Origin of the sequence: Nitrososphaera sp. (genome assembly GCF_037447015.1) — an archaeon.
Classification (GTDB): Archaea; Thermoproteota; Nitrososphaeria; order Nitrososphaerales; family Nitrososphaeraceae; genus Nitrososphaera.
The window spans coordinates 1-21539 of record NZ_JBBIHK010000032.1; the positions used below are offsets into that span (position 1 = coordinate 1).

The 21539-nt window shown below is 56.6% G+C and carries 20 protein-coding genes, 2 tRNA genes and 1 pseudogene; 11 read left to right on the top strand and 12 right to left on the bottom strand.

Annotated elements, in window-relative coordinates:
- Positions 1–358: 358 nt before the first annotated feature.
- The 8 genes and pseudogenes from lysM to WKI84_RS10200 form a co-directional block, all read right to left on the bottom strand.
- Positions 359–787 (bottom strand): HTH-type transcriptional regulator LysM, encoded by a 429-nt coding sequence (gene lysM / locus WKI84_RS10165; RefSeq protein ID WP_337863442.1) that lies wholly within the window; start codon positions 785–787, stop codon positions 359–361.
- A complete protein-coding gene (locus WKI84_RS10170) occupies positions 777–1958 on the bottom strand; it encodes an acetylornithine/succinylornithine family transaminase (protein ID WP_337863443.1) in 1182 nt (393 codons plus the stop codon). Before WKI84_RS10170 ends, lysM begins: the two co-directional genes overlap by 11 nt.
- Positions 1955–2758, bottom strand: a complete 804-nt coding sequence (locus WKI84_RS10175; protein ID WP_337863444.1) for a [LysW]-aminoadipate/[LysW]-glutamate kinase — start codon at positions 2756–2758, stop codon at positions 1955–1957. The genes WKI84_RS10170 and WKI84_RS10175 overlap by 4 nt, the downstream gene beginning before the upstream one ends.
- On the bottom strand, positions 2755–3807 hold the full coding sequence (gene argC / locus WKI84_RS10180; RefSeq protein WP_337863445.1) for an N-acetyl-gamma-glutamyl-phosphate reductase: 1053 nt from the start codon (positions 3805–3807) through the stop codon (positions 2755–2757). The genes WKI84_RS10175 and argC overlap by 4 nt, the downstream gene beginning before the upstream one ends.
- Before the next feature lie 145 nt (positions 3808–3952).
- Positions 3953–4483 (bottom strand): nitroreductase family protein, encoded by a 531-nt coding sequence (locus WKI84_RS10185; protein WP_337863446.1) that lies wholly within the window; start codon positions 4481–4483, stop codon positions 3953–3955.
- Between the two features lie 85 nt (positions 4484–4568).
- On the bottom strand, positions 4569–5429 hold the full coding sequence (gene lysX, locus WKI84_RS10190; protein ID WP_337863447.1) for a lysine biosynthesis protein LysX: 861 nt from the start codon (positions 5427–5429) through the stop codon (positions 4569–4571).
- Positions 5430–5451: 22 nt separating this feature from the next.
- A pseudogene (locus tag WKI84_RS10195) lies at positions 5452–5610 on the bottom strand (alpha-aminoadipate/glutamate carrier protein LysW); the annotation flags it as partial.
- A 27-nt stretch (positions 5611–5637) separates the two neighbouring features.
- Positions 5638–6909, bottom strand: coding sequence for an argininosuccinate synthase (locus WKI84_RS10200; protein WP_337863448.1), 1272 nt, complete (start codon positions 6907–6909; stop codon positions 5638–5640).
- A gap of 52 nt (positions 6910–6961) precedes the next feature.
- Between WKI84_RS10200 and WKI84_RS10205 the strand changes: the two genes are divergently transcribed.
- Positions 6962–7672, top strand: a complete 711-nt coding sequence (locus WKI84_RS10205) for an ACT domain-containing protein (RefSeq protein WP_337863449.1) — start codon at positions 6962–6964, stop codon at positions 7670–7672.
- Entirely contained in the window at positions 7659–8651 is a 993-nt protein-coding gene (locus tag WKI84_RS10210; protein ID WP_337863450.1) for a B12-binding domain-containing protein, read from the top strand. Before WKI84_RS10205 ends, WKI84_RS10210 begins: the two co-directional genes overlap by 14 nt.
- On the opposite strand, the gene WKI84_RS10215 is transcribed toward WKI84_RS10210, so the two are convergent.
- Positions 8648–9121, bottom strand: a complete 474-nt coding sequence (locus WKI84_RS10215) for a hypothetical protein (RefSeq protein WP_337863451.1) — start codon at positions 9119–9121, stop codon at positions 8648–8650. The genes WKI84_RS10210 and WKI84_RS10215 overlap by 4 nt on opposite strands.
- A gap of 99 nt (positions 9122–9220) precedes the next feature.
- Positions 9221–9865 (bottom strand): hypothetical protein, encoded by a 645-nt coding sequence (locus WKI84_RS10220; RefSeq protein ID WP_337863452.1) that lies wholly within the window; start codon positions 9863–9865, stop codon positions 9221–9223.
- A gap of 392 nt (positions 9866–10257) precedes the next feature.
- On the opposite strand from WKI84_RS10220, the gene WKI84_RS10225 reads away from it, so the two are divergent.
- Entirely contained in the window at positions 10258–11547 is a 1290-nt protein-coding gene (locus tag WKI84_RS10225; RefSeq protein ID WP_337863453.1) for a S8 family serine peptidase, read from the top strand.
- A 96-nt stretch (positions 11548–11643) separates the two neighbouring features.
- Positions 11644–11982: a hypothetical protein gene (locus WKI84_RS10230; RefSeq protein ID WP_337863454.1), complete on the top strand. Its 339-nt coding sequence runs from the start codon at positions 11644–11646 to the stop codon at positions 11980–11982.
- 167 nt (positions 11983–12149) lie between these two features.
- On the opposite strand, the gene WKI84_RS10235 is transcribed toward WKI84_RS10230, so the two are convergent.
- Positions 12150–12223: transfer RNA gene (locus tag WKI84_RS10235), tRNA-Ile, on the bottom strand.
- Positions 12224–12401: 178 nt separating this feature from the next.
- Between WKI84_RS10235 and WKI84_RS10240 the strand changes: the two genes are divergently transcribed.
- From WKI84_RS10240 to WKI84_RS10270, 7 genes are all read left to right on the top strand, one after another.
- On the top strand, positions 12402–12725 hold the full coding sequence (locus WKI84_RS10240) for a translation initiation factor eIF-1A (RefSeq protein WP_337863455.1): 324 nt from the start codon (positions 12402–12404) through the stop codon (positions 12723–12725).
- A 33-nt stretch (positions 12726–12758) separates the two neighbouring features.
- Positions 12759–12868 (top strand) — tRNA-Ala (locus WKI84_RS10245).
- A gap of 157 nt (positions 12869–13025) precedes the next feature.
- Positions 13026–13259: a hypothetical protein gene (locus tag WKI84_RS10250; protein ID WP_337863456.1), complete on the top strand. Its 234-nt coding sequence runs from the start codon at positions 13026–13028 to the stop codon at positions 13257–13259.
- A gap of 139 nt (positions 13260–13398) precedes the next feature.
- Positions 13399–14238 carry a hypothetical protein gene (locus WKI84_RS10255; protein ID WP_337863457.1) on the top strand — a complete coding sequence of 280 codons (840 nt, stop codon included), beginning with the start codon at positions 13399–13401 and terminating at the stop codon, positions 14236–14238.
- Positions 14239–14335: 97 nt separating this feature from the next.
- Positions 14336–17221: a hypothetical protein gene (locus WKI84_RS10260; protein ID WP_337863458.1), complete on the top strand. Its 2886-nt coding sequence runs from the start codon at positions 14336–14338 to the stop codon at positions 17219–17221.
- Between the two features lie 86 nt (positions 17222–17307).
- The gene (gene rpl12p, locus WKI84_RS10265) at positions 17308–17646 is read left to right on the top strand and encodes a 50S ribosomal protein P1 (RefSeq protein ID WP_337863459.1); all 339 of its coding nucleotides are present in this window, start codon (positions 17308–17310) and stop codon (positions 17644–17646) included.
- 158 nt (positions 17647–17804) lie between these two features.
- Positions 17805–19733, top strand: a complete 1929-nt coding sequence (locus WKI84_RS10270) for a hypothetical protein (protein WP_337863460.1) — start codon at positions 17805–17807, stop codon at positions 19731–19733.
- A 400-nt stretch (positions 19734–20133) separates the two neighbouring features.
- On the opposite strand, the gene WKI84_RS10275 is transcribed toward WKI84_RS10270, so the two are convergent.
- Positions 20134–21351 carry a hypothetical protein gene (locus WKI84_RS10275; RefSeq protein WP_337863461.1) on the bottom strand — a complete coding sequence of 406 codons (1218 nt, stop codon included), beginning with the start codon at positions 21349–21351 and terminating at the stop codon, positions 20134–20136.
- Positions 21352–21539: the final 188 nt, after the last annotated feature.

Here is a 21539-nt window from a genome sequence, read left to right on the forward strand (position 1 = left end):
GGAGAGCGTTGTCTGGGGCTACCATGACTTCGTTCTCGTTTGCGATCAGGGTGACCTTGTGCGTCATGCCGCCATTAGCAGCCGTTGCTGCAGACAGTGGGTTCCCGTTGAACAGCGGGCTAAAAACAAGCCCCACTACCAATATACCGGCGGCGATACCAGCTATGATCGCCTTGTTCATCACCGCCTGATTCAATGCACGTAGTATATATCTTTTCTATCGAGTAGATATATAGAACGTCTGGCAGGCAGCGGCGCGACCAGAAACACCCCTGCCGGAGATCCGGTGCCACGGTTTCACAAGCTTGTTCTCTACTCGGCCACTACCACAATAGGGCGCCTCTTTCAGGCACTTTTGCTACTTCATAGTCTTTAGTATGATCACGGTGTTGGTGTCTGACACGCCCTCTATCTTGCGTATGTCGTCGATGCACTTGTTTATCTCGCCTATGGCAGGCGCCGCGATGATGGCGGCAATGTCGTACTGGCCCGTTATCTCGTAAATGACCTCCACGCCTGCAAGCTTCATCAGCCTCTGCGAGACGGCAGACGTGTCCGCAGTCGAGCTCACCGAGACGAGGGTTATGGCGCTTGTCTTGTCGCTTGCGCCCAGCTCTATCGTGAAGCGCTTGATGACGCCCGAGTCGACAAGGTTCTTGACCCGGCGGCGCACCGCCGACTCGGAGAGCCCTATCTCGTTTGCAATATCCACAAAGGCCTTGCGGGAATCGGCCTGCAGTATGCGGATTATCTTGTCGTCCGTCTCGTCGATGTTGCTAGCTGACATTTCTCCTCTGTTCCTCCCTTGTCAGTACCGCGTCCATTATTTCAACTGCGCGGGAAACCGTCGATTCGTCCATGACAAGTGGCGGAAGCAGGCGTATGATGTTTCTTCCCGAGTACAGCATCAGGAGCCCGTGACTGATTCCGTCAAAGAGCACGTCCTTGACCTCGAACCGCAGCTCAACGCCAAGCATCATGCCAAGGCCGCGGACCTCCCGGATTATCTTGTGCTTCTCCTTGAGGGCGGCCAGCTTTTCTTTGAATATCTTGCCCATTCTGGCGGCATTGTCGACAAGGCCGTCCTGCGTCAGCGCGTCTATGGTCGCCGAGCCGGCGGCGCAGGCAAGAGGACTGCCGCCAAACGTGGACGAGTGCTCGCCCAGCTTTATCGAGTCCATTATCTCTGGCCGGGTCAGCACCAGGCCCATCGGGACGCCGCCGGCGATGCCCTTTGCCAGGCACATTATGTCCGGCGTGGTGGACCAGTTCTGCCCTGCCCACATCTTGCCTGTCCTGCCAAGCCCGGCCTGTATCTCGTCAAATATCAGCACGATGTTGCGCCGGGTGCAGATCTCGCGGATTTTCGGTATCAGGTCGTCCGGCGGGACGATTATGCCGGTCTCGCCCTGTATCGGCTCAAGTATCACCGCCCCTATCGTCTCGTCGATGGAATCTTCGAGCTTGGACGGGTCGCTGTACGGCACGAACCTGACTCCGTCGAGCAGCGGCATGAACGACTTTCGGTATTTTTCGTTGTATGTGACGGACAGCGCGCCAAAGGTCTTGCCGTGGTACGCCCCGTTCATGGCGATGACGCCGTGCTTGCCCGTGAATTTCCTTGCGAACTTTAATGCAGCTTCTGTCGACTCGGTGCCCGAGTTTGTAAAAAACATCTTGGACAGCCCCTCCGGCGCGATGGCGGCCATCTTTTTCATGAATTCAAGGCGCGTATCGTTGTAGACCGACATGTGCGCCGTGATGAGCGTCTCTGCCTGCTTTTTGATAGCAGCGACTACGCGGTCGTTGCAGTGGCCGACGAGCGCGACGCCGTATCCGCCCATGCAGTCGATGTACTCCTTGCCTGCCGTGTCCCACAGCCGGGCACCCTTGCCCCGCGCGACGTTGACCGGGAACCTCTGGTACAGCGTGCCGAGATAGTTGTCCTCGCCGTTCATTTCGGGGTTATCACCGTGCAGTTCTTGTGGGCGATTGCAGACGACACGGGGTTATCCACCTGGCCGGAAGCGATGATGGCCTCCTTGACCCCCATCTCTATTGCCTCTGTGCATGCAAGCACCTTCTTTTCCATGCCAAAGCCTATCTTGGGCAGCGCGTCCTTGGCCTGCTCCAGCGTCAGCGACGTGACAAGTTTCTCGTTGAGCATCAGGCCGTTGACGTTTGTTATGAATATCACCTTGTCGGCTTTGATGCCGCCTGCCACGTACGCCGCGGCCCTGTCGCCGTCCACGTTGAGGAAGTCAAAGTCCTCGCTCAGCGCGATTGGCGAGACGACTGGCACGTAGCCGGCCTCTACCAGCTTGTTGACAAGCGACGGGTCGACGTCGTTTATCTTGCCTGTGTATCCACCATCAATGACCATCTTCCTGCCCTTCTCGTTGACTATTATCAGCTTTTTCTTGCGCTCTGCCTTCAGTATGCCGCCGTCGATGCCGGCGATGCCGACCGCCTTTATCCCCTGGCGCAGCAGCATCCCCACGATTGCCTTGTTTATCTTGCCGGACATGACCATCGTGTATATCTCGGCGGTCTCTTTGTCCGTGTACCTGCTCCGCACGCCGCCGGGCGACACGATGAACTTTTGCTCCTTGCCAAGCTTCGTCGCAGTCGACGTCACCTCCTTGCCGCCGCCGTGCACAAAGACGAGTTTCTCCTTCTCGGCTATCGCCTTGATGTCTGCCAGAGTCGAGGGGTGGAGCCCGTCGACCACGCTCCCCCCTATCTTGACGACTATCATACCGGGGTCAGGGGCGTGTATTTGAGCCCCTCGGTCTCCTCGTAGCCAAACATCACGTTCATCACCTGGATGGCAGAGCCGGCGGCGCCCTTCATCAGGTTGTCAGACGCAGACAGCGCCACTATCCTCTGGTTGTCCTCGTCTATGTCAAAGCCTACGTCGCAAAAGTTCGAGCCGACCACGAACTTGGGGTCCGGGAACTTGTAGAGGCCCTTCTTGTCGCGGATTAGCCTCACAAACGGCTCGCCCTTGTACGAGTTGCGGTACATCTTCCACAGCTCCAGCTCCTCCACCTTTTTCTTCAGGAACGTGTGGTTGGTCGTGAGTATCCCGCGGACTATGTTGACTGCGTGCGGGCTCATGCTCACCTTGATCTGCTTCTTTGCAATAGCAGAGAGCTCTTGCTCTATCTCTCCGGTGTGGCGGTGCTTGGCTGGTTTGTACGGCCTCACGACTCCGTAGCGCATTGCGTGGTGGGTGCCTGCGTTTGCCTTGGCGCCTGCGCCCGACGAGCCTATCTTGCTGTCCACCACCACGTGCTCGGTGTCGATGAGGTTGTTTTCGATCAAAGGCTTGAGCGCCAGGAGCGATGTGACTGCCATGCATCCAGGGCACGACACCAGCTGTGCCTTCTTGATCTCTTCGCGGTGGAGCTCGGGCACGCCGTACACAGACTTGCTCAGCATGTCCGGGAACGGGTGCTCCCAGCCGTACCACTTGACATAGTCCTTGGGGTTCTTTAAGCGGAAATCGGCAGACAGGTCGATTATCTTGGTCCCCCTGTCGTAGAGGTCCTTCACTATCTTGTTGGCCTTGCCGTGCGGCACCGACGTAAAGACGACGTCGCACGTGTCTGCGAGCTTGGCCATGTCCATGGGCGAGAACGTGAGGTCGATGAATCCCTTCAGGCTCGGGTGCACCCTGTGCACGTACTCGCCCGCCTTCTGCCTCGAGGTGACCATGTTCACTTCCACCTTGGGGTGAGTGACGAGCAGCCTGAGCAGTTCGCCCCCGACGTATCCGGAGGCTCCAACGACTCCAACCTTCATCTAAGAAACGTCCTCCTTCTCCACCATGATGATTGTTGCTGTCATGTACATCTTTGAGAAGAGAGCCTTGAAAATACTAATTTATATTTTTTGGACATAATTGACCCAATAAGGGTCAGTTGTGGCCGAAACTGGTCAGGCGCGGCTAGGCGGCGTGCAGCAGATCCTGCGCCCCTCTTGTCGACTTGTCCTTTGGCCGCTCGCCTGCGCGGCCGACAGGCAGTATCGCCACCGGCCTCTGGTCCTTTGGCAGCTTTAGTATTTCAGAAACCCGGGCCTCGTCAAACGCGCCGACCCATACGGTCGCCAGCCCGAGCGCCTGCACGGCCAGCTGGGCGTACGCCGCGGCGATAGTCGCGTCCTGCACCGAGAAAAGTTTCGACCTTTCCCCGTACTTGAAGTCAGAGCGAGCGGGGTTGGCGCAGAACACGAGCACCAGGGGCGCGTCTGCTATGAACGCCTGGTCGCGGGCCGCAGGGACCAGCCTTTCTTTTGTCTCTTGGCTTGTCACCCGGTAGATTTCAAACGACTGGAACCCGCCTGACGAGGGCGCCATGTCGCACACCTGCAATATCCTGTCAAGCACGGCGTCATAGTCCTGTAGCTCATCTTTTTCAAACGCCCTGATCGAGCGCCGCTCCTGCACCACCTGGAAAAAGGGCTTGTCGTTCTCCATTGCACACGATATATGCCGCCTGGCGCGCTTAAAAACAGGACGCTGGCTACGGCAGGCAGAGAAGAGGGGGGTGAGAGGAAGGCCCCTATTTGCGCACGAGGCTGACCGCATAATCGATCATGGCGCCCGGTATGTCAGTCGTGGAGACGGTCGCGGCGCCCCTGAACTCGACGGTGTTGTTTACTTCGTGCACCACCAGGCCCTTTACCTTGTCCTCCATCAGGTCGACGCCGAGTATGCCGCCGCCTACCGCTGATGCGGCCCTGAGCGCCATGTCTTCAAGCTCCTTTGTTAGCGGCGCAAGCTCGGCCTTGCCGCCCCGGGCGACGTTGGTGCGCCATTCTGTCTCGGCAGAATAGCGGTATATTGCAGTGATAACCTGGTCGCCGGCCACGATGCAGCGTATGTCGCGGGGCGGGCGGTCTATCATCTCCTGCACGTAGTAAATCCGGGAGAGAGGGCTGTCGTTTTCCTCCCTCATCTCGATTATCATGTTTGCAGTCTCCTCGTCGCGCAGCGGGAACACGCCCCTGCCCCACGAGCCGACTATGGGCTTGAGCACAAGCGGCAGGCCCTGCTTGCGTATGACCTCCATCGCGGCCTCGGGCGAGAACGCAAATTTCGTCTTTGGCGTAGGTATGTGGTTCTTGGCAAGCACGAGCGACGTGACGAGCTTGTTGCCGCACGTCTCTGCCACCTGGAACCTGTTGATGACGGGATAATCTAAAAATTCGAGGCACGCGGTGAGGTACAGGCCGCGGTAGTGGCTGACGCTCCTCTGCATTATCACGTCGCCAAGCGCAAAGTCGGCGCGCTTGCTGTCGGTGCCTACGGTTATCGACTTGGCGTCCACAAGCTGCGCCTTCAGTCCCTTGTCGGTAGCCTTGTCGTAGAGCGCCTTTTCCTCAAAGCGCACCTTGTCGTAGATGATGCAGACTTCGGTCATCAGTCCTATACCTGCCTACTAACTACTGTCCCCAGTCCTCGCCAACTGTCTCTGCGGGCTTGAGCTCAACCTTGCCGTCCGCGGCCTTGGTGATCTCAAAGTCGCCGCCGCAGTCCGGGCAGGTGACTATCTCGCCTGACACCGCGTCTTCCGGGATGTTGATCTCGGCTCCGCATTCCTGGCATTTTTTTTTACTACTGCTACCATTCTATTTTTTTCCACCTTTTTGTTTTTCCTGTTGCTTTTGTTGCTGCTGTTTCTTGCCGGCTCCGGAAGCCTGGCTGTCGATAACCGAGTTTGCGATTATCGACTGGAGGCCCCACAGCTCGACAAAGCCCTTTGCCAGGCTCTGGTCAAAGGTCGACCCGGCCGCATACGTCGCCAGGTCGTTCTTGTACAGGGAATAGCGCGACTCCCTGCCGACCACGCGAAGCGATCCCCGGTGCATCTTCAGGCGCACCGTGCCGCTGACGCGGGCCTGCGTCGCGTCGATAAACCTGTCCAAGTCTGAACGCAGCGGGTCTTGCCAAAGGCCGGCGTACGCCAGCCAGCTCCACTGCTCGTCGACCATCCTCTTGAAGGATAGCTCGTGCTTTGTCAGGATCATCTTTTCCAGGTCCCTGTGCGCCTCTATTATCGCCACCGCTGCAGGCGCCTCGTACACCTCGCGCGACTTGATGCCGACCACGCGGTCCTCGATGTGGTCGACTATGCCGACCCCGTGCGCGCCCGCCCTGTCGTTTGCGTACTGTATCAGGTCTATCAGCGGCATGCGCTTGCCGTCTGCCGCGACTGGAACGCCGGCTTCAAACTCTAGCTCTAGGTAACCGGCCCTGTCGTTTTTGAAATCTATGAACTGGAACGCGTCCTCTGGCGGCTCGAAATCGGCGTCTTCGATGTTGCCGCCCTCCACCGCCCTCCCCCACAGGTTGAGGTCGATGCTGTATTTCTTGGCCTCGGTGCTAATGGGTATGCCCTCCTTGCGGGCGTACTCTATCTCGACGTCCCTTGTCAGGTTCATGTCGCGTATAGGGGCGATTATCTTTAATTCGGGGTTGAGGGCGCGCGTGGTCACGTCAAAGCGTATCTGGTCGTTTCCCTTGCCCGTGCAGCCGTGCGCTATGGCAGTAGCGCCCTCTTTTTCTGCTACCTCTACCGTCTTTGCCGCAATCAGCGGCCGGGCGAGCGCAGTCGCCAGCGGGTATTTGCCCTGGTACAGGCCGTTTGCCTTGATGCTTGGCGCCACGTAATCGTGCGCAAACTCTTGCCTGGCGTCGACGTAGACGTGCTTTATCGCACCTATCGCCTTTGCGCGCCGCTCTATCTCCTTAAAGTCGTCGTCCTGGCCGCAGTCTACCGTCACGGTGACCACGTCCATCTTGTGGAGCTTTTGCAGGTAGCGGATGCACACGGAGGTGTCCAGTCCGCCGGAGTACGCCAGGGCGACTTTGGGCATGAACGCGCATTTCGTTCCAAGCACTACATTTATATTTTTTGGTCAGGATTGACCTAAATCAAGGTGATAGTGACCGATGCTGGTCAGCGATAAATCCATCACAAACGCGGTCAAAGAAGTGGTCAGCAACGACCTTTCCTTCCAGGATTCATTGCAGCGCGACTATTGCAACATCAGCGCGCTGGCAAGGATAATCAAGCCGCAGATAGACCAGATGCTTGGCAGGAACACGAGCGTCGAGAGCATCGTGACCGCGCTGAAGAGGTCGCGGCGCGATTACGACGTGCCAGAGAGACCGATAGCGGCCATACTTGCAGGGAGCACCGTCAGCGTCAAGACAGACGTTGCCAAGCTGTCGGCCGCAAAGAGCAAAAAGACGATAGAGAAGGTCGCAAGGTCGCTCACGCAGAACGTCGACAACTATATCTCGGTTTCAGAGAGCATAATGTCTATAACGCTCGTGTTTGACGACGTGCTGCTGGCAGGCGTCAAGGACATGTTTGGGCAGGGCGAGATACTGGAAGTGGAAGACGACCTCGCAGCCATCATAGTGCACAGCCCGGAGGAGATAATCAAGACGCCGGGGTGCGCCATAGCGTTCTACAACCAGCTTGCCCGGCGCCACATCAACATCGAAGACACGGTCAGCTGCTACACAGACACGATAATGCTCGTGAAAATGGATCAGGTGGGCAAGGCGTTCAACGCGCTGACGGATCTCATCTCGAATTCAAGAAAGCTGCCGCAGAGGAAGAGGCAGCACAACAGCAGCAGTGGCAGCAGGTAACGGTTTTATCCTGCGGGCAGGTCATTTGTTGCTGCAGCATATGTACCGGCGCTACACGCTCGACGAGGTCAAGCGGAAAATAGTCGACGCGCTGCAGCAGAACGCCGGCATGGGGCTGTCTGGCATAGAGCTTGCCGAAAAGGCAGGCATCAACCGCATGACCATCACAAAGTACCTGGACATCATGCACGCGATGGGCCTTGTGAGAAAGAAAAAGACAGGGAGCGTCAACGTGTGGTTTCTAGAGAGCGGCATCTCTGACCTGGAATTTCCCATAAACTATACGCAGGTGCAGCAAAGGCTCATCGAGTTTGCGCTTGCCGGCGACGAGGGGCAGGCAAGGCGCCTGCTGGTGAGCGTGCTCAACTCCAACGTCGACCAGGTGAAGATTATCACGGACGTGCTCTTGCCCGCGGCAAGCACGGCAGGCGAGCTGTACAGTCGCGGGAGGATAGGCAAGACCGAGCGCGCGCACCTTGCCGCAATGATGTCCGAGCTTACCGACCTCATCAAGTTCAGCGCCCACCCCGCCGAGCCCAGGATGAACGTGCATACGCTCTGCGTCGCAGGCACAGACGACATGGCGCTTTTGTCAAAGAGCGCATCCATTGCGTTCCAGATACTCGGGTGGGAGTCGCGCCACGTCGGGAGCGTCGAGCAAGAGATCGACCCGTTCTTTGACATCGACTTTCAGCGGTACATTTCAAGGTCGTGGGCGGCGCGCCGGGGGCTCCTCCTAGTCTGCGTTTTCTCCTCCGGCGAGGGCCCGCTCAAGTTCCTCACCTCGACTGCAAGGACGATGAGGGGCAGGCTCAAGGGCGAGCTGCGCGTGGCCGCGCTGGTGCCGCAGGCGCTCCAGGCGGTTGCAGAGGAGGGCGCAGACTATGCGGCCAAAGACCTCTCAGGGCTGATAGACTGGGCGGAGAAGCAGCTGAGACAGCTGCCGTCCTCCTCATCGTCGCCAGCCCCTGCAGGCTAAAATGAGGGAAAGGGCGTTATCTGCGGCGCGTCGGGCACTATCGCCTGCAGCCCTACCGTGACTATGGCCCCGATTATTATGAACACGATGGTCGCAAGGATGGCAATGCCTAGCGCCCTGAACCAGCCGGTGTCAAAGCCCACCTTGAAGACGCCTATCCAGGCGGCAAACGCAAGGACGAACGATATTGCGGCCACCAGGAACTGCACGCCTATGGTCGCCGAAAGGGCGGCGCTTGAAAGAAAGAACACCAGCCCGTAGACGATGGGCCCCGCCGCGGTGACGAGCATGGCCCGCGAAAAGCGCGCCTTTCCGGCCGTCACTATCTTGGCCGCTATCCACACAGGGATCGACACTACTATCCACATTATGATGAGGCCGGCGACGACTACAAGCACGGTGGTGATCAGGAGGCCGGCCTGTTGCATGAGCAGCTGCTGCCCTTCTTCCAGCACCAATACGCCTGCCATGTACAGGAGATTGGATTTAAGGGCTATCGGTGATCCTTCTATCTCTCTTTTGTAAGTACAGGTAGGAAAAAGAAAAGGGAAGAAGAAGGGAACCCTTGCCTAGAGGCCGTAAGGGTTCTCCACCACGTCCACGCAGAGGTTGGTCGGGTTGCCGCCGCTGTCAAGCACTGGCTTGACCGTGAACGCCGCTATCGCCTCAACGCCAGTGTCGCCAAGGTCGGAAGTTGGCACGTTCTTGACCTTCAGCTTGCTGCCGTGTATCTCAAAGTCATAGTCCTTGTCAAAGCCGGCGTTTGCCATCGAGCCGGGGAGGTCGACTTCGGCGTCGTACCCTGCGCAGGCAGGCGTGGCCGCCTTCAGGTCGAGCACGTGGGCGTGGAACCCGCTTTCATGGTCCTCGTGGCTGCTGTCGTCTATCCCGAGGTGCGTCACGACTACAAGGACGTTGTCAAAGCCTGAGGTCAGCCACGCGTAGCCGAACGCGCCGTGCCTGCCGTCAGTCGGTATGTCCTCCTTCACCTTCAGCTTGGACTCCATGATGGACACGACTGCCTTGCCGTCAAACCACCTTCCAACTCCGGTCCAAGTCGAGCCGATTTTCAGGTATCCCGGTGTACCGCTGCTATTGTTGCTGCCGTTGTTGTTTCCGGTAGCTTCTGCGCTCATGAACGCCGGTGCGGCGAGGAACAGCGCCGCCAAGAGCGTCGCGCCAAGAGAGCCCGAAGCAAAGATCGACGATTTCATTGCGCTTAAGAAATATCACATCTAGATATGAGGTTCATGCCCACAAACCGAAAAAAAGTGACGCGGTGTCAGATTTTATTTTATAAGCCCGGGTTTTTCGCCTTTTTTATAGCGGCGTGCAAACCCATGAGAAATGCGACCACGAGGGATTCAAAACGACGAAGGATTTAGAAACCATCAACGGCTGAAGCCCATGGGCGGCTTGCAAGCCACTCCCTTCATGCTTTATGGTTGCTTTTTCAGGAGGATTTGGAAGGAGTAAGAGGGTGCCTCGCAGGACAAATTTCGTGTTCCGGTGGAAATGAGGCGGTTTCATGTAAGGAATCCCATATATAACAGGCTTTAAGATGTTATCCAGTATACTTTTATAGTTAATTTAGTTATAGCAGCTGTTGGATTCCGTAGCAGCAAAGTACATGGAAAACTTGGGCTTTGCACTTGTGATTGTTAACCCAAGGCCGGGAAGCAAGGCGTCTGCGTCAGACGGAACAGGCGGATTGGCAGCAGCAAGTTCAAAGAAATTGGAAGAGAACTTTATGTCAAGTGTTCCAGAAACGATTTGGCCCGGAACCGCAGGCACTTCCATGGGTGCTAGACTATCAGCAAATAATGCTAGGGCAAAGAAAAGCAGGAAGGAGCCAGAGCCATACAAGTATTTTCCGAGGCTCGGGCTGTATATCGGGTATATGGACAGAGAGGGTGCAAAAAAGACAGAACAGGCGGGAGCCAGCATCCATGGAACAGAATCATTTTCGCTTATCCGGCCGGTGGCAAAGAAACTTGCGACCGCAAAGGGGGACCTGACTTGGGGGTTAAAGCGGCTATCTGTCAAGAAATTGTGGGAGAGCGGGCTGGACGGCAAAGGGGTGAGGGTAGGTCATCTTGATACTGGCGTAGATGGCAAACACAAAGCTCTTCGCGGAAGGCTGAAGGCCTTTGTAGAGACTGACGAAAGCGGAGACATCATCGATGACAGCCATCCGATATCCAAGAAAGCATACGATAGTGGCGAGCATGGCACCCACACGGCCGGAACGATATGCGGAGGAGAAGTGGATGGAATGGCTATTGGCGTCGCCCCAAAATGCGACTTGTTTTCAGCTCTTGTGATTGAAGGCGGCCAGGTAATAATTCGAGTCCTCACGGGACTGGAGTGGTGCCTTCAGAATAATGTTCGGGTGGTCAGCATGTCCCTTGGTTTCAGAGGCTACACTCCAGTCTTCCTTGACGTCGTCCAGAGGCTTCGTGAAAATGGAGCCTTGCCCGTAATTGCCATCGGAAATGAGGGCAGGGGCACGAGCCGATCTCCGGGAAACTACTCTGAATCCCTGTCAGTCGGAGCAATCGATGCAAACAACAGAGTCGCAGAATTTTCAAGCAGCATCAAGTTCCAAAGGCCCGTCGAGCCTGATCAACCAAATGTCGTAGCACCGGGTGTGGACGTTATTTCCGCCAGGCCACATGGAGGGGTACAGTCAATGGATGGAACGTCAATGGCAACTCCACACGTCGCCGGAGTGGCTGCCATACTCTTTGGCGCAGAGCCTAATGCGACTGTAGAGCAGGTGGAACGAGCTATACAGACTACATGCAAATTGCTGCCTAGTGACACACGTGGACGGTATGGTTTTGGACTGGTCAGGCCAGAGGCGGCGTTGACCGCGCTTAGAAAGATGGCATAGGAAAAGGAAGGCCAGCAAGGAGAATCTCGAACCCTGACTATCATCAATAAATACAGGGCATGCGATATGTCCATCATCAAGAGGTCGCAATAGGCAATGACTCAGATCGACCCGCGGCTCAAGAAGAGGATCGCGGTAGCCAAAGATGCCAAAGAGGATGTAAAGGCAGTTTTCATACTAAAGAAACCTTCCGAAGGCAAAAATAAAGTTCAACAGAGTCAGTCCGCAACCAGCTCTGTGGATCAGGCAGCTGTTGACAATATTATTGCAAACGTCGAGCGCAAGACCAAGAAAAAACTGGTCAAGGCAAAATATCTGCCCAGAATTGGCGCGCTGATTGTGGAGGGCGATGCCCAATCAGTCGAACAGCTTACAGAACTGCCAGAGGTATCCTCCGCGACTGTTTCAGACGAGTCAGACTTTGTGCAAGCTTGATTTTTGCACAGCATCCCACGAAGGTCTTTCTTTCTTGAGGGCACATCTGTAGGATCAATGCTTTCATCATTTACCATGGGCAGCGCAATTCTGGCCGGGCCGGCCGGATATGAAAAACATCTGCTCGACAGCCAAGCGAAGGAAGCGGTTTGCAGGCTATGCAGGAATGGGCCGTAAGGGATTTGAACCCTCGACCTTTCGATTATCAGTCGAACGCTCCACCAAGCTGAGCTAACGGCCCGTCTGTTTCAAAACGTGGAGCGTTATTTAATTGTGTAGCATGACATAGGCTTTGTTTAAAAAGTAACTCGACCACGCTCAAATAAGGCCATACACGCAAAATCTGCAAGCACAAATTCCGACTTTTTAAACAAAGCCGCATGACATAGTTAGATTTTTAACCTGATATTGCGACATAATTGCCGGGACCCAAAATAGGCAAGAAAAAGGTACTTTCAGAATCAGGGCTGAAGGAGATGGTTCTGCCCCAGCAGGGTGAGCTTTTGGGCCGCGTGATCAAGCTCGTCGGCGGCGACAACATCATTGTAAAATGTACAGACGGCAAAGTACGCACGTGCCGAATCAGAGGCAAGATAAAGAGGAGGATGTGGATACGCGATAACGACCTTGTGCTGGTGGCGCCATGGGACTTCCAGTCGGACAAGGCAGACATCATATGGAGGTACATCTCGGCGCACGCTGAAAAGATGAAGGCCGACGGCCTGCTCCAGGGCCTCGAATAGACTTAAATTATCAACTTCTCGGTTTTACGCTGTGGGCTGGTAGTTTAGTCCGGTAGAATACCTGCCTTGCATGCCACACGCTGCGCATGCGGACGTGGCAGGGGAAACGTAGGTGGTCGTGGGTTCGAATCCCACCCAGTCCACTACAAATTTTATTTTATTCTATTCTCTCATCATGCAACAATGAGAGACGGATACGGCAGTTTGCAGGAAACCGCCTTTGAGCAGGCCCAAACGCAGGCCATGATGTCTCAAGAAACTACCGAAAAGGAAAAGTGCTAGTGCGGCGCCTCAAGAGCGATGAACAAAACCAGGCTGCTGGTCATCCTGGCAGTCGCTATTGCCTCCGTTGCAATTGCAGCTACTACTGCCGCTGCGGTGCTGATGGCCGGCAGCAGTGGAGGGCCGCAGACGACGGTGCCGGCGCCGGCTGAAACAACGGATGGCGGCGGCAGCCCCTCCCAGACCGCAAAGGCCCCTCGCAACCACGTCGTGAACGTCACTGACTCGATGGAACTTGAGGACAGGGGCTAGCCTGCTTGCTTGCCTGTCTGCCTTTCTTTTCCTCTTCCTCAAGAAAGCAGAAATCGTGCATGTCGGCTTTTGGACCATAGAATTTTTATATATTAGGCCATTATAGAATAAAATACAATTGTCGCGATTGCGCCAGATAGTGTTACCTTCGGTCATAGCGCTGGCCCTGCTGTCGGCAGGCGTCTCGGGATACCTGATCGGTGCCGGCAACGGCGGCATCGGCATGAGCAACAATGAGGGAGGGAATGGCGTGGCGCCGGTCAGCGACGCCAAACTGATCGATTCTTCTATCAGCAGCGCCCTGAAAAACGACGAGGTCATCATCAGGGTGCATGACAGCGCAGGCAACCTGAAATCGGAGCAAAAGACGCACAACATCATCACGAGCGCAGGCGCCATCTGGTTCTGCATTGAGCAGAACAGGTGCACGAGCCAGATTACAGGCACCACCCCGGCCGTTCCAAACGTGGCGGCCCCGACGTGGTGGATACAGTTCATCAGCGGCACTCCTAACACCAACAGGCCAACCGGTGCCGACTGCACGTCTCCTTCTGGCGGCGGAGCGATATCTGGCGTGGTGTCCGGCGGAAGGTGCATCACCGACTTTGGCGCCCTCCCGGCGCAGTACCAGGCAGGAGGCTCTATAATCACGGTGAGCGCCACCGCAGGGGCAGGGCAGCTGAGGGGGACGGGGACGTTTGACACGACCAACAACTTTGTCCAGTCCACCCGCGCCACCGTATGCTCCATAGTCAACGACGGCACGGCGCCGGCTTCAGGGACCTGCCAGTTCACAGACACAACGCCGGTCCTCACCAACATGAGCGGCAGCTCGATAACCGTAAACGGCCTGGCCCTTGCAAGCGGCACCGCGTCTGCGACGGTGGCTGGCCCGCTCATAATCGCTGAATCCACGATAACGGCAACAACGCTTGCCCCGGGCGACACCATAAGCGTCTCATGGACAATAGTGACTTAATATTGAGTCCAGAAGAAAGGCGGCGCTCTGTACATCTCTTGTTTCCCTCCTGATCTTTACAGGCTCGCTTGCGTACGCCCTCAGCAACACCGTCACTTTGACCGACACGGTCGATATCGCGGAAAAGACCGCGCCTTTTAGATCGCCAAAGGACAGCCTGCCGCTTGCGGCAAGCGCAGAGCCAAACGGGAGGTCGGCGGCGGACACCGTCGCCATAGGCGAGAGGGCGCCGGTCAGGGACAGCGGCGCAAAAGATGTGATGGCGCTGAGCGATGCCCCCACGGTTCAGGCAAACGTCTTCCGCCCGGTGAGCGCTACCGATGCAGTGGCGTTAGACGAAAAGGCCCCGGTCAGGGACAGGCCGGCGCAAGACTCCCTTGCACTGAGCGAGAAGGTGCTGCGGGGCGGCGCGACCAAGGATGTAATGGTGCTGTCCGATAGCTCTGTCGTGCAGGCAAACGAATTTCACCAGATAAGCACTTCCGACGTAGTCGCCATAGGCGAGAGGGCTCCTGCCCGGGACAGCAGAGCAAAAGATGTGATGGCGATTTCAGACGGCCTCCCCATCGTGCAGGCAAACGTCTTCCGCCCGGTGAGCGCTACCGACATTGTCGCCATAGGCGAAAACAGGCAGCTTGACCGGCGCGCAAGGGACGAGCTAGAGTTTGGTGAAAAGGTGCTGCGAGATGGCTCTGCAAGGGACACAATGGTGCTGTCTGACAGCCCCCTTGTCGAGAGAGGCGTCTACCACGAGGTGGTGGCATCAGACACTGTCGCCATAGGCGAGAAGGGGCCGCCTGTGCGGGACAGCAGGGCCAGAGACATAGTGGCGCTGAGCGATGCCCCGTCTGCGCAAAAAGGCACCTCCAATGTGGTCACGGCGACAGACGTTGTCGCCATAGGCGAATCAAGGTCGGCTTTCAGGTCGCCGGTGGACAGGGCAGAGGTGGCAGAGGCGGCTGCGCTCCCCACGCGATCCACGTCATCAGTAGTGGACATTGCGGACGCTGCCGCGTCCAGAACCGTCGGCGTAAAGATATCAGATGGGACAGGGTTTGCCGACTCGGCCTCCATCGGCCCGGGCATCAACATCGGCGAGGCGGTAGGGGTGGCAGATGCACTCGGCATCCGGCCGTCGGTTGTGCGCCTGCAGGATTCGGTCGCCGCGTCGGACGGAGCAGGAGGGCACGCGCTGCGCGAAAAAGCAGTCTCCGACAGCCTGGGATTTGCAGACGCGCTGGCGGCCAGCCGCGGAACTATAATCCGCGACTCTGTCGGGGCCGCCGACCAGTTCGCCGGCGTCTCTGTCCACTGGGACAGGGCCTTTGCCGAGCCGCTTGGCCTGCAGGACTGCACGCCGTTTGCCTGCAACCAGATACTGCACTTTAACGAGTCGGTGGCGCTTGGCGGCGAGTTTGTGCCCCCGCCTGCCCCTGCAGACGCCCTTGTGATAGGCGACGGCATAGCGAGGTCTGCCGTGCTTGGAAGGAGCGCGGGCGACGCCGCAGTCGTGGCTGACAGCCGCGCAGGATGGACATGGAACGCAGCCCCGGTGGCACCGCCGCCCGGCAGCCTGGTGCCCGCCCTGAACATGATGATTTCGTCTGACGCGGCGGCGGTAAAGCCCCTGCCGGGAACGCCGGTCGCAGGCACCTACACCATGCTCACCCCGGGCCAGCTGGTCAACCAGCTCAACCCGCCCGTCCTTTCCGTCAGCGGCTGGGAGTCTTACCCCGACCCGTCGAGGGTAGCCATGGTGCTTCCCATCTACCAGGTGAACCTGGCGCCCACGCCGCAGCTGCCCGGCGACGACGCAATGCTGACGGCCAGGGTGGCGCAGGTGCCGGCCAACATGCCCGTGGTCGTGCCCGTCGACCTGTCCAGGACGCCGCAGGCATCGGAGCACAGCAACGTCCCCTGGATGAAGGTAGAGTACGTGCCCGGCGTAAGCTCGGCAGACTTTGCGATGGTGATGGCGATCATCGATTCGCCGCCGGCCGGCGCGCAGCAGCCGCAGGCCGACTTCAAGGCAATGTACGTGGACTTTGAGTGGGTCGGGAGCTTTTCGGGGCCCGACCCGGGTTCCGCAGGACACTACAGGAGCCCCCCGACGTTCACGTTTGCGATCTCTGACTCGTGGGCGAGCCAGCAGAGGGTGCAGAGAGATTCAAACGGGGTCCCGGTGATGTCGGTGAGCCTCCTTGACGAAGGCACGGGCGGCTGGCTGCCGGCACGCGCTATCGACTACCCCGCAGGCCCTGTTGACGGCCAGTACGTGTACGTGGCACACCTTGAGCACTTTTCCACCTATGCCATTACCGCCAACAAGGCGGTGATCGGCAGTGGAGGAAGGATACAACAGGAGCAAGTCGCCCCAAGTGTTGCCGCCCAGGCGGCGGTTGCCGATTCAGTGGCGGTAGGTGACGACGCCAAGCCGCTGGCAACCGGATTCATCGAGGAGTTCTCAAAGAACAAGAGCGTAACCGTAAGGCTCTCAGACAGGCTTTACGTTGCGACCAAGCCTGTGGCGTACGGCGAGATCGTGCTGGCAGGAAAAGAAGTAAAAGCCAGGATGACGCTCGAAGGCGTGGAGACGGACGAGGGCGCTTTTGGAAAGGCTGTGGCCGCCGTGCTCGTCCAGCTTGAAAACAAAGGTAGCAAGCCCGAGCTGCTGGTGCTGGACTACTTGTACATGGACAGGGCAGGCAGGGTCGCTTACGAATCGTCGAGGGTGGTGGAGCTCGGGCCGGGCGAGCTAAAGCTTGAAAGAGCCGAGATACCGTTCACGGAGCCGGGAAAGCATGTGTTGCTGGTGGAGGCGAGGTCGGACGCCGGCGAGCTGCTTGGGACCATGCAGGCGGAGGTCGAAGTGCCGTGGCTCACAGTCAACCTGTACCCGTTCATGGCAGTAGTCGCCGCAATCTTTGTTGCGGCCGTGGCAGTCACGGCCGCATACGTGCTTCGGCGCACAGCTCCGGGATGACGGTATAGCAGTGGCAAGCAGGCAGGCAGCCTGTTTCGCCTTCCTTCCCCATCACGCCGTAGCGCCGGCCGTCGTTAAGTTCAAATATGGTGCTTGGCGGATCGCCTCTTGCAATGGAATACGTATACGCTGCTTTGCTTCTCCACAAGCTAAAGCAGAATATCAGTGAAGATAATGTCAAGAATGTTGTCAAGGCAGCAGGCGTGACGCCAGACGACGTGAGGGTCAAGGCCCTCGTCGCAGCCCTCTCCGAGGTAAACATCGAGGAGGCACTGAAGGCGGCGCCGGTGGCAGTGGCAGCGGCGGCTCCGGCAGGCGGCGCTTCTGCGCCAGCGGCAGGCGGAGCGGCTCCGGCCAAGGAAGAAAAGAAGGACGAGAAGAAAGAGGAAGAAGCCCTCGAGGGTCTGTCTTCCCTGTTCGGTTAAGTAAGTCTCTTTCTCTTCTTTTTTCCCTCACCGCTCTCTTTCGAGAAACCAATTCTTGCCAAAACCTCTTTCATTTTCTCTCTTGAATCCCACGCTAGTTGGGCGCTCTAGTCAGCCCCTGCATAGGGCTTTTTAGCAAAATTTCATGCAAGAATCTTATGAACAAAAATGTCGCCACGATGGTGGTTGCGGTTGCGCTTGCAGCCGCCCTGGCCATGTCCGTCTTGGCAGGAGCGGCTGCGACAAGCGCCGCGTGGGCCGATAACGACGACGGCAGCGGCGGCCACAGCAGTGAAGGCAAAGGGGAGAAGAAGAAAAAACAGCAGCAGCAACAGGAGCATAACAGGGTTGCGGCTTTTATCAAGGAGATCAGGCAGGAATCAAGAGGAGACGACGACGGCGATGATAGTGATGAGGAAAAGGCCGGTGGCAATTCCTCGCCCATCTTGCTTGCAAACGCCGTCAAGATAAGCGCCAAGGGGCTCGCAGTAGTAAAGGGCAACGGTGGCAACGGCGGCGGCAAGGTGGAGACATCGGACGCCGTGCTGGCCCTGAGCGGCTCTGTATTCAAAAGCGATGGCAACGGCAACAACCGCCATGCCAGGGCGTTCCTGACAGGCACGCTCGAGTTCGGCGGGGACAGGTACACGGTCCGCGCCGACGGGAACATACGGGTGAACGACAGGATGGACCTGGGCCAGGTCAACATCTCTGGCAGGATGTTCAAGGAGACAGAGAGGAACGACTATGGATTTCAGATGAAGGCGCTTGCCATCCAGCCGTCGCAAAACGGCTCGGTGTGGAAGCTAGTAGGAGAGCAGCCTGCGCACGCAGGGAGGCTTGCCAAGATCTATGCAGTCGTCGGGGAGGCGAGGCTTGAAGGAACCCTGCAGACACCGCCGGCCACCCAGGCGGCCGTCCTCACGGTCAGGTCGGCCGACAGCGCATCGGGCAGCGAATTGACGGGCATGTACGTGAATGTAAAGGATGGGAACAGCAACAACAGCGGCTATTACACGCCTGCGGCCGTCAGCGTCAGGACCGGCTCGACGTACGTCGTCTCTGTATCCGATTTCTCCAACAGGGTGTTTGACCGCTGGGAGGACGGGAGCACCAGCAGGAGCAGGGTCGTGGCCGTCTCTGGAAACGTCACGGTGACTGCCTACTACAGGACGCTGGCTGCGCAGGGCGCGACTCTGACGGTAAACGCAATTGCGCAGGATGACGGCAGCGTGCTCCACATGTGGACGACCATCCGTCGCTCCTCCGATGGCGCCAAGTTGCAGTCAGGCTATACGCCTCTCAACTTTGCAGGCAGCCAGGGCGCCACCTACACGGTGACTGTATCAGACTATGGCGACCGCGTCTTTGACAGGTGGGGAGACGGCGGAAGTAGCACTGCTGCAGGCAGAACCCGCACCGTGACTTTGGACTCTGCAGGGACGACGGCTGTGACGGCGTATTTCAGGTCGGCGTCAGGCCCGGGCCCGCTTGACCGCTTTGTCGTATCGCAGATAGGAAACCAGGTGGCAGGAGGCGAGTTCTCGTTCACCGTGACGGCACTCGACGCAGGCGGAAGGGTCAAGACCGACTATGCAGGCACTGTGGCCATTACCACGAACAACGGCCCAAGCCCGGCGGGCCACGCAAACGTGCTGCCAGCCGCGTACACGTTCACTTTGGCAGACGCAGGCAGCCACACGTTCAAGGCAAGGCTCTTCAATGCCAGAAGCGACACCACCATCACCGTTTCAGACAACGCCAAGTCTGCGACGAGCAACGCGTTTTCGGTGGCGCCAGCGGCCCTTGCAAGCGTGTCGGTCTCGCCCGCCACCGCTACAGTGTCCGTTGGGAACTCGGCCACTCTGACTGCCGTTGCCCGCGACGCGTACGGCAACCAGCTTACCGGCCTGGCGTTTGCGTGGTCGCTCCTCAACCCGGCGGCAGGCACCCTTGGAGTTATGCCCGGCACGGCAAGCGCTGTCTTTACGCCGGCGGCCACGCCTGGCGCGTCAAGCACGGTGAACGCCTCGGCTTCCGCAGGCGGCTTGACAGCCTCGGGCTCGGCCACCGTGAGCGTCAGCTAGCCGGTTCTTTTATTATTTTTGATGTAGAACTCATCTGAAAACTCGCACACACATTCCGCAAATTCACAATGCTTCGCCAATAATTGGCGCCACCATCCATATAGCAGCATAGTATCTGAAAGTAATTCCTACTTCACTCCTCCCCGCCCCGGCCTCCCAAAATTTTTAGAAGAAAAGATTGTTTAATTTTTGTCAGAAAAAATACAACAGATGCCGCACACAGACACGCATACATATATGTGTCCTAACATCACAGCCATTTGCAGCTATAGCAGATAGCGCAAGTAAACGCAGTGTGTCTGTCGCTGTACAGTTCTGCATCAAATTGAGTTTTCAGGAGAGTTCATATCACAGATTACTCTTAATGACGAAATCGTCGAGTTGCATTTTCACAGTAAATCTACAGTAACGACAGACTAGGCGTGGGTTTTCTAGTGTAGAATAACAATGCGGCAATGACCAGGGCGACCGAGCCAGAAATAGATAAGATTCCCAATATACGCGTATTGTCTGAAGGATTTCCTGTAATACTATTGGCATCAGTATTATTGTTCCTATTTGTTGAATTGGAGAAAGCTACTGTGTGGGATATGAAATCTGTCGAGTTTGTGGAAGATGGCAAATGTTGCAGAGTTTGATCACCTGATTGCAAAGATTTGATTAAAGCGTGTGCATTGCCTGTATTAGAAATACCTTGGCCAATTACTCCGACGGAAGATGATAACGGAAAGTGAGTGATTCTTTGACCATTTGAGCCGCTCAAACTATTGCTGGCGATTGTGCTTCCGTTTGAACTTTGAGGCATATTTGCCGCCAAAACATAATAATATACCTCTACAGAGGCGTGTCTCTCACTTCCATCTGAATAAACAGCCTTTACATTGATCTGAGTCATATTCAAGTCGTCTATCGCAAAAGAGTACGACCATTTTGAAAAATCGTTTTCCGCTATGGGCGTTACAGGTCGATAGTTAGTGCCATGGCCAGTGGTAGGATTTTTAATTGCGATCTCTACAGATGTAGGACGACCTACGGCCGCACCATACACACCAAAGTTGCCAGGGTTTACAGGTTCAGCACCTTCTGGCGATAAGATTATTACAGCTCTACCTCCTCCCCCTCTAAATACGATATTACCACCATTTTCATTGTTATTGTCATTTGATTGATTTGCAGAACCGATAGTAGAACCGGAGAGTTGTTGAGCGTCCATAATGATTCGATAGATCGCCATCAACTGAGTATCATCCGTCACGGTTATTGATCTCCACCTATCTACAGACCCATTATCTGCCCAATGATCAAAGGTATACCGGCCATAATCAGCAATTCCTATCCGATATTCCAAAGAATTTTGGAGTGTGAATGTGTGTGGAACAAAGCCGCTATCAACAAGTGTGTCTTTGTATAACAATTCGATATGCTTTCCAATCAAGTCGTGCCCATCCATATCCCGAGCAAATATGGTCAGTTCCGACGAATTATCGTCTTCAGAGCCAATAGCTTGAGCATCCAATGCAAAGATGGATCCTAAGAGGAGGGGCAGAATCAATAGGGCAAGAAGGATAATAATAACTCTAATTGATGTAATTGATGCCCTTCTCAGAACCGCTTTCATTTGTAAGTAAATATGGCTTAATCTAGAATAGCAATACTGCCAAAAAAGAACATTTTTTCGACAAAAAAATCAGAAAAAATAAAACAGAAGGTTATTGGGCAGCATAACCCTTCTTTTTGGCCTCGCCGGCGATGGCCTGCGCCTTGGCCTGCGCGCGTGGCAGGACAAACTCGGCCGTGTCTGGAGAC